Genomic DNA, 11,049 nt, shown 5'->3' on the forward strand with positions numbered 1-11,049 from the left:
TAGCTGAGATGTACTGCATGCTGTGTTTTTTACTTTTTATCGTGATTACGCTAAAAAATATTGATCCTTTTGCGTGTTGATGTTTGCAATATGCTGCGTAAAAAAATGTGAAGATGTAGCGTCGTTGAGCGTAAATTTCTTTAAAAATCATGCAATCCGCTGTAGAGTGGAATGAAAACACCGCAGTATGTAGGCAGCATTTTCGGTATCAATCAGAACAGTCAGAAGTTCTGAAATCTTGTATAAATTTTATGCGACTAAAGCCGAATAGTAGGCTGTAAAACAGTCAGTTCATACTGTAAATGTGCAGAAATAATAATCAATAACGTGGCATACATCTCGTGATGAGATGCAAGAACATCAAGGAAGTAGCAGATGAAAGACGTATATCCTGTTCCAGATGAATTTAAAAAGACTGCCCGTACCACTGAGGCAGAATATTTCCAACGCTATCAACAATCTATAGAGGATCCAGATGCCTACTGGGCTGAACAAGCTCGACGTTTGGATTGGATCAAGCCTTTTACGCAAGTCAAAAACACCAACTTTGACCCCGAACATTTCAACATAGAATGGTTTGCCGATGGACAGCTCAATGTCAGTGCCAATTGTTTAGACCGTCATTTAAAAGAGCACCCTTATAAACCTGCCATTATTTGGGAGGGTGATCATCCATCTCGTCATAAAGTAATTTCTTTTGCTTCACTGCATGATGAAACCTGCCGTTTTGCCAATGTGCTGAAAAAGAATGGTGTACAAAAAGGTGACCGAGTGGTGCTGTATATGCCTATGGTGTCGGAAGCTGCGATTGCAATGCTGGCCTGTGCACGAATTGGTGCGGTGCATTGTGTGGTTTTTGGTGGTTTTTCACCCGATGCCTTAGCCAGCCGAATTGAAGACTGTCAGGCCAAGTTAATTGTGACTGCAGACTCCGCCATGCGTGGTGGCAAACCGATTTATTTAAAAGCCAATGTGGATGAAGCGCTGAACATTGCAGGTACTGAATGTGTGCAGAATGTGATTGTGGTGCATCGTACAGGCAACCCGATTCAGATGCAGCCTGAACGCGACTTGTGGTATCACATGGAAATTATGTCGGTGAATGACAATTGCCCGCCAGAACCGATGAATGCTGAAGACCCGCTATTTATTTTATATACCTCGGGTTCCACAGGAAAACCCAAAGGAGTTTTACATACCACAGGTGGTTATTTAACCTATGTGAACAGCACCTTCAGAGAAGTATTTGATCTGAAACAGGATGATGTGTTCTGGTGTACCGCAGACGTGGGCTGGATTACAGGACATTCTTATGTTTTGTATGGCCCCTTATCGAATGGGACATCCACTGTGATGTTTGAAGGGGTACCCCAATACCCAAGTTGGGCGCGTACAGGACATATTGTCGATAAGCACAACATCACCATTTTATATACAGCACCGACTGCCATTCGAGCCATGATGCGGGAGGGAGACCGTTTTGTACGTGAAAGTGACCGCAGCAGTTTGCGTTTATTGGGTTCCGTTGGTGAGCCGATTAATCCTGAAGCTTGGAACTGGTATTACAACGTGGTGGGTGAAGGTCGTTGCCCAATTGTAGATACATGGTGGCAAACCGAAACAGGCGGTATTTTAATTTCAGCATTGCCTGGTGCAACCCCGCTTAAACCGGGTTCGGCAACCCGACCATTATTTGGGGTACAACCCGCAATTGTGGATGCAGACGGCAATGAACTAGAAGGTGCAACAGAAGGTAATTTAATTATTAAAGATTCATGGCCAGGGCAAATGCGCAGTATTTGGGGTGATCCTGCACGTTTTATTGAAGCATATTTTTCGACCTATCCCGGTGCGTATTTCACAGGAGATGGCGCACGCCGTGATGAAGATGGATATTACTGGATCACAGGACGTGTGGATGATGTCTTGAATATATCAGGGCACCGTTTAGGAACGGCAGAAATTGAAAGTGCTTTGGTGGCACATGAAGCGGTGGCTGAGGCAGCAGTGGTGGGAATGCCACATGACATTAAGGGGCAGGGAATTTGTACCTTTGTGACCTTACAAGCAGGAATAGCAGAGTCGGAACAGTTACGTGACGAGCTGGTGCATTGGGTGCGTAAAATTTTAGGGCCAGTGGCAACACCAGATGCTTTGCATTGGGCACCTGCTTTGCCTAAAACCCGTTCAGGTAAAATTATGCGCCGTATTTTACGAAAAATCGCTGCAAATGAATTGGATAGTTTGGGAGACACTTCCACCTTGGCTGAGCCGCAAGTGGTTGAACATTTGATTACTACGGTGTATGGGGAGAGGTGAGGGAGTATTTTTAATAAATTGAGATCATTAAAAAAAGCCTCAATCTTTCGATTGAGGCTTTTAAAATCTGGAGCGGGAAACGAGACTCGAACTCGCGACCCCAACCTTGGCAAGGTTGTGCTCTACCAACTGAGCTATTCCCGCATGCGGTGTATAATACATGATGCAAAAATCGGGTCAATCATTTTTTGCATTCGTCTGTATTGTTTGCATAAATAAGCAACATTTTTAAAAATTCATCCTGCTATAGACTTTAAACTTGTATTTTGGGGATCGAGCAAACGGTCTGAATCAGATAGGTTCTGAGTCTTGCGCTAAATGCACCTGTTTAGAAAAGATAAAGACAAAAATATCCGCAGGCTGGTTTTTTAACAAGCAGGCTGCGGATTGCGATTAATTTAAAATTAATAAATTAAATTTAAATCATTAAATAATATGAATATTATTCTACAGTTACACTTTTTGCTAGGTTTCTAGGCTGGTCGACATCTGTACCACGTAACACTGCAACGTGGTAAGACAGCAACTGCACAGGAATACTATACACAATTGGCGCAAGCAATGAGCTGACTTGTGGAACATACACTACATGCTGACGCTCTTTGTCTGCAGGGATACCGCTATGCTCATCTGCAAAGACAAATAATTCACCACCACGTGCTTGTACTTCTTCCATATTCGACTTCAGTTTGTCCAACATGTCATCTTGTGGTGCCAAAATCACCACAGGCATGTCATTGTCTACCAAAGCCAATGGGCCGTGCTTTAACTCACCCGCAGCATAACCTTCTGCGTGAATATATGAAATTTCTTTTAATTTCAGTGCACCTTCCAAAGCAATTGGGAATTGTGTGCCACGACCTAAGAATAGGCAGTGATTTTTCTCTACAAACAATTCAGACAAACGCAAAATTGCCGTATCATTTTGCAAAGTATCTAAAATCACTTTTGGTGTGTGCCACAAGCCTGCAATAATTTCAGCTGTTTCTGTTGCTGCTATTGCATTTTTCACCTGACCAATTTTGAGCACCAACAGCATTAATGCTGCCAACTGTGTGGTAAAGGCTTTGGTCGATGCCACACCAATTTCAGGACCTGCAAGCGTCAACAAACTATGATGGGTTTCACGCACCATAGATGAAGTCGCTACGTTACAAATGGTCATGGTGCTAATATTTAAGCCTTTTGCAGCAGCACGTTTTTGCGTGTCGCGTAAAGCAGCTAAAGTATCTGCAGTTTCACCCGATTGTGAAATGCACACATACAACGTATTATTCACAATCACTGGCGTGCGATAACGGTATTCGCTGGCAATTTCCACATGACATGGCAAGTTAATCAGCTGTTCAAACCAATATTTTGCAATCATCCCCGCATGGTAGCTGGTACCACAGGCAATAATCTGTACCTGTTGAATCTTGGCAAAATCAAGCTCAGCATCTTTCAGGAAATCTTCACGTAAAGCGTTGCCATTTAATGCTTGTGAAATGGTTTGTTGAATCGCTTCAGGTTGCTCATAAATTTCTTTGAGCATGTAGTGCTTATATTCACCCTTCGATGCATTGCTTACAGTTGCATCCAGCTCTTTTACAGGGCGTTGAACCGTTTGACCATTTACAAAAACTTCAATGCTGTGGCGGGTTAAGCGGGCAATATCACCTTCTTCCAAATACATGAAACGGTTGGTAATTGGCAATAACGCCAATTGGTCTGAACTGATAAAGTTTTCGCCAATACCGACACCAATCACCAAAGGCGAACCTTCACGCACGGTGATCAATTCATCAGAGTAATCGGTATGGATAATGCCTAATGCATAGGCACCCTTAAGTTGTGGTACCACTTGTTGAACTGCAGTCAATAAACTCGGTGCAGTTTTAAGAGCATGGTCGACCAAATGGGCAACCACTTCAGTATCCGTTTGAGAACTGAACACATAGCCTAAAGTTTCCAGCTCGTCTTTCAGTTCTTGATAATTTTCGATAATACCGTTGTGTACGACAGCAACATTGCCAGAAATATGCGGATGTGCATTGTTTTCAGTCGGTTTACCATGTGTTGCCCAACGCGTGTGCGCAATACCGAGTGAACCTGTTATTTGAGAATCTAGTACTGCTTGCTCAAGATTTGCTACTTTACCGACACGACGCTCACGCAAGACCTGACCTTGACTAATCAATGCCAAACCTGCGGAATCATAACCGCGATATTCTAAACGCTTTAAACCTTCAATGAGGATATTGGTAATACTACGTTCTGCAACGCCACCGACAATACCGCACATAGGAACTTCCTCTTATTTTTTCAATTTTTGTGGACGTTGATAATTTTCTTTAGTGAACTGTTTAGAACGTTCCACAGCTAAACACTGTTCTGCAACATCACGGGTAATGGTCGAACCTGCGCCTACCGTTGCACCATTGGCAATGGTGACAGGTGCAACCAATGAACTATTTGAACCAATAAAGACTTGGTCACCAATAATAGTTTTAAATTTATTGGCACCATCATAATTGCAAGTAATCGTACCTGCACCAATATTGCTGCCTGCACCCACTTCGGCATCCCCTAAGTAGGTAAAGTGGTTGGCTTTAGAGCCTAAACCAATTTGACTGTTTTTCACTTCAACAAAGTTGCCAATATGCACTTCATTGGCCAATATTGTACCCGGGCGTAAACGTGAGAACGGGCCAATCTGTGCAGCTTCACCTACAACCGCTTGGTCAAATACGCTATACGGCTGAACTTTAGTGCCCGCAGCAATTTTGGTGTTTTTGAGGATACAACCTGCACCAATCTCTACGCCATCACCTAGTTCGCAATTACCTTCAATAATCACGTTAATGTCAATGCGAACGTCTTTACCTGCATGGAGATTGCCACGTAAATCAAAACGGGTTGGGTCAATTAAATGCACACCTTGTTGCATAAGTTGCTTGGCTTGGAAGTTCTGGAATTCACGTTCTAAGGCAGCCAATTGTACACGGTCATTCACGCCTTCTACTTCAAAAGCCAGTTCGGGTTTTACCGATGCAACTTCTAAACCATCGGCAATTGCCATCGCCACAATATCGGTCAGGTAATATTCACCCTGCGCATTGTTATTGCTTAGTTTTGGCAGCCATTCATGTAATTTGGCATTACTGACGCAGTAAATACCCGTGTTAATTTCTTGAATTTGGCGCTGTGCTTCAGATGCATCTTTATGTTCAATAATCGCTTGAATTTTACCGTTTTTACGCACAATACGACCATAACCCGTGGCATCGGCAAGGGTGAGTGTCACCAATCCAATTTGGGTTTCACGTGAAACATCGAGCAGCTTTTGTAGGGTTTGCTCTGTAATGCAAGGTACATCTCCCGATAAAATCAGTGATACACCTTCACGTGGTAAAACAGGCAAAGTTACTTTGACTGCGTGACCTGTGCCCAGCTGTTCAGCCTGTTCGACCCACTGTATCTGTTCATGCGTAAAAGCATTTTGAACCAAAGCACCGCCATGACCGTAAATGGTAATAATATGATCGGCTTGTAATTTTTTTGCGGTATCAATCACGTGACCCAAAAGAGGTCGTCCTGCAAGAGGTTGTAATACTTTTGGTAAATTTGAACGCATGCGCGTGCCTTTACCTGCAGCAAGAATAATCACGGTGGTAGACATGTTGAATCCTAGTGATGGCTAAACCAAAGTAAAAGATAAATAAATATAAATACATAATGCGGCCCAAAGACCCGCAATAATATCGTCCAGCATGATGCCAAAACCACCTTCGACCTGACGATCAATGACACGAATTGGCCAAGGTTTCCACACATCAAATAGTCGGAATAAGGCAAAACCTACTATTACCCAGACCCAGCTGATTTGATTGATAAAAATCAGGGGTAAAAAAGTAATCGATTGTCCTGCAAACTCATCCCAAACAATACGACCATCATCATGTACGCCCATAACTTGTGCAGTACGCCCACAGATATATATGCCAACCAGGGACATCATAGCAATGGCAAAAAGGCTTGGAATGAAACCAAGTGCGAACCAAATGGGAATGAAGAGTAGGGCAAAGGCCGAACCAAAGGTACCAGGTGCTTTGGGCAGTAGACCTGAACCGAAGCCAACACCACAGCAGACAATCAGTCTGTCAGTCCAAGACATGGCTTTGAAATTAATCGCGGGTTTGTGCAAAGTGTTGGTATCCATGAAAATGAAGTGAACGATCTACGCCATTCTGTTCAAAGCTTAAGCGGTTTTGATTGTTAATTTTACCGATAATATGAATAGAGGTATCTAAGGTTTGTTGCAAAAGTTGCTGATAATTTTGCGGGCTTATTGTAAAGCATAACTCATAGTCATCGCCACCAGCCAAAGCATATTGCCACTGCTTTTGTTGTGGTAATTCGGTTAGAGCAGGATCGATGGGCAGTTGATCGAGTTCAATACATCCGCCCACCTGAGAGGCTTCCAGAATATGTCCCAAATCTTGAGCTAAGCCATCTGAAACATCAATCATGCTTGAAGCCAGTCCTTTGAGCTGTCGTCCAAGTTGGCAGCGTGGTGTTGGATAGTCCAAACGTTGTTTTAAAGGATGCTCACGATGGTCGAGCCCAAAGGCTGCATCACCAACTTGTCCACTGACACAAATGTAATCGCCCACTTGAGCACCTGAACGAGCAACGGCTTGCCCGTGTTCAATCCAGCCAAGTGCGGTAACAGTAATGGTTAGATGTGGACTCTGAGTCGTGTCGCCACCAATTAAGCGCACGCCAAATTGATCGCAACAATCGTGTAAACCCTGACTAAAGCCTTTTAGCCAGTCGTGATCAATTTGGGGTAGGCTCAAGGCCAATAAAATACTGTGCGGAGTTGCACCCATCGCCGCAATATCCGATAAATTTACTGCGACGGCTTTCCAGCCAATGGCATGCGGGGAGGTGTCGAGGGGAAAGTGTCGTCCTGCAATCAGCGTGTCAGCACAAATCACCAACTGTTGTTGGGGTGGAGGTGTAAGCAAGGCTGAGTCATCACCGACACCTAAATCGACAGCATCGGGATGCGGTCTGTTGAAATAGGTATCAATAATAGAAAACTCAGCCATACAACAATCGACTCAATAATTTGAATTAGTTGCTTTGTTGCTTTTCTTCTGCACGCAAGCTGTTGGCAAGACGGTCTAATACACCATTGATGTATTTATGGCTGTCTGCACCGCCGAAGTGTTTGGCCAGTTCAATCGCTTCATCCAGTACGACACGGTATGGAATTTCCAGATGCTGCTGCAATTCGTATGCGCCTAAGCGCAAAGTTGCCAGTTCAACACCATCGAGCGCTTGAATGTCACGGTCAAGCACAGGTATCAGCAAAGCATCTAAAGCTTCATGATTGGCAACCACTTGAGTCAGCAATTCATGGTAATAACCAAGATCCACTTTGTGCATGGCATTTTCCACACGGGTACGTGCTTCAATTTCATGCACTGGATTGTGGCTCATTTGCCATTCATAAATACCTTGCACAGCAAAACGACGTGCTTTGCGTTTTGCTGCATAAGTGGCTTGGAGTGTTTGCGACATAGCGTTAAATAGCCTTTAACAAGTTAACCATTTCAATTGCAGTTAAGGCAGCTTCGCTTCCTTTATTACCTGCTTTTGTTCCAGAGCGTTCAATCGCTTGTTCAATACTGTCCGTAGTGAGTACACCATTAATCACTGGTAAACCTGTGTCTAGACCGACCACGCCTAAACCTTTGGCACATTCGCCTGCCACAAAGTCAAAGTGTGGCGTGCTGCCACGGATGACTGCGCCTAGCGCAATAATGGCATCATAACCATTCGATGCAGCCAATTTTTTAGCGACTACAGGAAGTTCCCATGCGCCTGGTGCATGAACAACAGTGATATTATCCTCTGATACGCCATGACGTTTCAATGTGTCAATTGCGCCATCAAGCAAATGCTCAACCACAAAACTATTAAAACGACCGACTAAAATCGCATAACGGCCTTCGCTAGCGAGATGTAATAAACCTTCAATACGGCGAATTGCCATAGCAACCTCGATTATTTCTCTGATGTTGGATCTGCGGTGATATATTCCACCACTTCTAAGTTAAAGCCTGATAAAGCATTGAAACGTAATGGTGAGCTAAGCAGCTTCATTTTTTCAACGCCTAAATCACGTAAAATTTGTGCACCCACGCCAATGGTTTGATATTGCTGAGACAATGCAGCATTGGCTTTGCCCTGTTTCGGGGTTTTTAGGCTATCTAGGGCAGGGCCCAAGTCCTGTAACTGCCCCTGACCAATCCACACCAAAACACCACGTTCGCTGTCTGCAATTTCTTTAAGCGCACGGTCTAAATTCCAAGTAGCGGAACCGTCTGCTTTGTTCAGTTTGAGCAAGTCACGTGTTGGATTAAAACCATGCACACGGACTGTGGTCACGCCTTCTTTAGGCTCGCCTTTAACCAATGCCAAGTGAATATCTGGGTTACCCAATTCACGGTAGCGATACAAGTCAAATGTACCATATTCGGTGTCAATGCTTTGCTGATCTAGACGTTCTACAGTTTGCTCATTGGTCATACGGTAGTGGATTAAATCTGCAATGGTGCCAATTTTGAGGCCATGCTTTTCAGCAAAAACTTCTAAATCTGGACGACGCGCCATGGTGCCGTCTTCATTGATAATTTCACAAATTACCGATGCTGGTTCTAAACCTGCCAAACGGGAAAGGTCACAACCTGCTTCGGTATGACCGGCACGGTGCAAAACGCCACCTGGCTGTGCCATGAGTGGGAAAATATGCCCAGGTTGAACAATATCGGCAGGCTTGGCATGTGCAGCAACTGCAGTTTGAATGGTATGCGCACGTTCTGCGGCAGAAATACCAGTCGTAATGCCTTCAGCAGCTTCAATGGATAAGGTAAAGTTTGTGCCATGTTGCGCACCGTTGGCATCGACCATTAAAGGAAGGTTCAATTGCTGACAACGGTCACGACTTAAGGTCAGACACACAAGACCACGTGCATGCGTAATCATGAAGTTGATATCTTCAGGGCGAACGTGAGTTGCGGCAATGACTAAATCACCTTCATTTTCACGGTCTTCATCATCCATCAGGATGACCATTTTTCCTGCACGGATATCTGCTACGAGCTCTTCAACAGTATTGAGCGGCATCTACCTTCACCTTCTGATTTGTCTGGAACGACATTTTACTGATATAGACGCATAGTCTAACGCTTTTTGCCCTGTTTTGCCTATGCTTATCATTTGCATTGCGTGACTTATGGTTATACACAGTGCAGCAAGGCTTGCAAAGGGGCGTAAATTGTTATTTTACTGTTTGGTGTAGATTGTTTAGGCAGTTGGAGTGCGGTAGGAATTAGAAAAACCAGCAACTGAGCGCATCCAGTAAATCAAGCCTTTAGGGTGAGTGTCGTCACTAGATGCTGTTCCAAATAATAGGATGCTCACTTTAGACAGGATGTGACCAATCCTGTCTAAAGCGCTGTTGCTGTTAGGGTAAAATAAAATTTTGATAAAGTCAGATTGTTTTAACGCTCACGTAAGGCTTCTTTGGCTTTGTTAAATGGCTTGATGAGATAATCCAATACCGTTTTTTCTCCAGTTTTAATATCCACGGTCGCAACCATACCCGGGGTGATGCTAAAATTTTGACCTGCTTTATTGCTCAGTTGGTCGGAATCAGTACGAATATAGACCCGATAATAAAATTGATCTTGTTTGACTTCATCTCGTAAGGTATCGGGCGAAATCACGGTTACTTTGCCTTTTAAGCCACCATAAATTGAATAATCATAGGCGCTAATTTTCACCAAAGCGTCTTGATCAGGGCGAATAAATGCAATATCACGCGGCAAAATTCGTGCTTCGACCAGCAGTTGTTCATCTAGCGGTACAATGGTCATCAGCTTGCCGTTTTGCGGAACGACACCGCCCAAAGTCATCACATCAATTTCTTTAACAATGCCATGTACAGGTGATTTAAACAGCGTGCGGCTCAAGCTATCTGATTTGCCTTTTACCACTTGTGCCTGAGTTTCAATGTCGGTATTGGCTTTGGCCAGTTCTTCACGTGATTTCACATAATACTGATTGCGCACATCACTCATTTGATTGCGTAAATTATTGGCTTCACGTTTTAAACGCAGTACTTCCACCTCACTAGCAGCACCTTTGGCAACCAACGGTTCGGTCATGGCCAGTTCCTGCTCTACCAGTGTCAGAGCTTGTTTTAGTCCAGACAAAGATTCTTCTAAATTGGCGCGGCGTGAGCGATACAATGCTGTTTCTTCATTGACCAGTTGCGGCTCTTTTAATACTTCGGCAGGGGGTGCCATTCACTTCTGCGCGCAGGCGTGCAGCTGTGGCCTGTGCTGCGAGCAATAATGATGTGGACTCACCAACATTCGAGGCAAAACGCGTTGGGTCGAGTTGTGCTAAAACTTGACCTTGCTTGACAATTTCACCTTCACGGACGTGCAGCTGAGTTAAAATACCACCTTCCAAAGATTGCACAATTTGCTGTTCCTTAAAATGTAGTCAAACATAGTCAAGGACTAATTCGCACTCTGTTAATGTCTTGTTGCCAAACGTGTAACTAGAGCCTGAGTCGGTCAGTTCCGACTTATAGCGGTCAGTCCGTTCTTGCAATATACGCTTTACAGTTTTGTAAGGCGTATAACGACTTATCTCATTGTCGTTTAA

The 11,049-nt window shown here is 44.0% G+C and carries 8 protein-coding genes, 1 tRNA gene and 1 pseudogene; 1 reads left to right on the plus strand and 9 read right to left on the minus strand.

Annotated features, from left to right (window positions below):
* Window positions 1-375: 375 nt before the first annotated feature.
* Window positions 376-2,319, plus strand: coding sequence for an acetate--CoA ligase (acs, locus tag HHA41_RS03445; protein ID WP_168460534.1), 1,944 nt, complete (start codon window positions 376-378; stop codon window positions 2,317-2,319).
* 68 nt (window positions 2,320-2,387) lie between these two features.
* On the opposite strand, the gene HHA41_RS03450 is transcribed toward acs, so the two are convergent.
* The 9 genes and pseudogenes from HHA41_RS03450 to HHA41_RS03490 all read right to left on the minus strand — a co-directional run.
* A tRNA-Gly gene (locus HHA41_RS03450) sits at window positions 2,388-2,463 on the minus strand.
* 298 nt (window positions 2,464-2,761) lie between these two features.
* Window positions 2,762-4,603 (minus strand): glutamine--fructose-6-phosphate transaminase (isomerizing), encoded by a 1,842-nt coding sequence (gene glmS, locus HHA41_RS03455; protein ID WP_168460535.1) that lies wholly within the window; start codon window positions 4,601-4,603, stop codon window positions 2,762-2,764.
* 12 nt (window positions 4,604-4,615) lie between these two features.
* Window positions 4,616-5,980, minus strand: a complete 1,365-nt coding sequence (gene glmU, locus HHA41_RS03460; protein ID WP_168460536.1) for a bifunctional UDP-N-acetylglucosamine diphosphorylase/glucosamine-1-phosphate N-acetyltransferase GlmU — start codon at window positions 5,978-5,980, stop codon at window positions 4,616-4,618.
* An 18-nt stretch (window positions 5,981-5,998) separates the two neighbouring features.
* A complete protein-coding gene (locus tag HHA41_RS03465; protein WP_168460537.1) occupies window positions 5,999-6,520 on the minus strand; it encodes a phosphatidylglycerophosphatase A in 522 nt (173 codons plus the stop codon).
* On the minus strand, window positions 6,486-7,415 hold the full coding sequence (gene thiL / locus HHA41_RS03470; RefSeq protein ID WP_168460538.1) for a thiamine-phosphate kinase: 930 nt from the start codon (window positions 7,413-7,415) through the stop codon (window positions 6,486-6,488). The genes HHA41_RS03465 and thiL overlap by 35 nt, the downstream gene beginning before the upstream one ends.
* A 25-nt stretch (window positions 7,416-7,440) precedes the next feature.
* On the minus strand, window positions 7,441-7,890 hold the full coding sequence (gene nusB / locus HHA41_RS03475) for a transcription antitermination factor NusB (RefSeq protein WP_168460539.1): 450 nt from the start codon (window positions 7,888-7,890) through the stop codon (window positions 7,441-7,443).
* Between the two features lie 4 nt (window positions 7,891-7,894).
* Window positions 7,895-8,365 (minus strand): 6,7-dimethyl-8-ribityllumazine synthase, encoded by a 471-nt coding sequence (gene ribE, locus HHA41_RS03480; RefSeq protein ID WP_004974350.1) that lies wholly within the window; start codon window positions 8,363-8,365, stop codon window positions 7,895-7,897.
* Between the two features lie 11 nt (window positions 8,366-8,376).
* Complete coding sequence (ribBA, locus tag HHA41_RS03485) at window positions 8,377-9,498, minus strand: bifunctional 3,4-dihydroxy-2-butanone-4-phosphate synthase/GTP cyclohydrolase II (protein ID WP_168417725.1); 1,122 nt, start codon at window positions 9,496-9,498, stop codon at window positions 8,377-8,379.
* A 377-nt stretch (window positions 9,499-9,875) separates the two neighbouring features.
* Window positions 9,876-10,872, minus strand: a pseudogene (locus HHA41_RS03490) (HlyD family efflux transporter periplasmic adaptor subunit); the annotation flags it as partial.
* Window positions 10,873-11,049 lie beyond the last annotated feature (177 nt).

The organism is Acinetobacter sp. A1 (assembly GCF_012371315.1).
Classification (GTDB): Bacteria; Pseudomonadota; Gammaproteobacteria; order Pseudomonadales; family Moraxellaceae; genus Acinetobacter.

Bases quoted from the DNA above. Each gene is read 5' to 3' on its own strand.
- ribE (WP_004974350.1), bottom strand. From the start codon at position 8,365: ATGGCAATTCGCCGTATTGAAGGTTTATTACATCTCGCTAGCGAAGGC.
- ribBA (WP_168417725.1), bottom strand. From the start codon at position 9,498: ATGCCGCTCAATACTGTTGAAGAGCTCGTAGCAGATATCCGTGCAGGA.
- glmU (WP_168460536.1), bottom strand. From the start codon at position 5,980: ATGTCTACCACCGTGATTATTCTTGCTGCAGGTAAAGGCACGCGCATG.
- nusB (WP_168460539.1), bottom strand. From the start codon at position 7,890: ATGTCGCAAACACTCCAAGCCACTTATGCAGCAAAACGCAAAGCACGT.
- thiL (WP_168460538.1), bottom strand. From the start codon at position 7,415: ATGGCTGAGTTTTCTATTATTGATACCTATTTCAACAGACCGCATCCC.
- acs (WP_168460534.1), top strand. From the start codon at position 376: ATGAAAGACGTATATCCTGTTCCAGATGAATTTAAAAAGACTGCCCGT.
- HHA41_RS03465 (WP_168460537.1), bottom strand. From the start codon at position 6,520: ATGGATACCAACACTTTGCACAAACCCGCGATTAATTTCAAAGCCATG.
- glmS (WP_168460535.1), bottom strand. From the start codon at position 4,603: ATGTGCGGTATTGTCGGTGGCGTTGCAGAACGTAGTATTACCAATATC.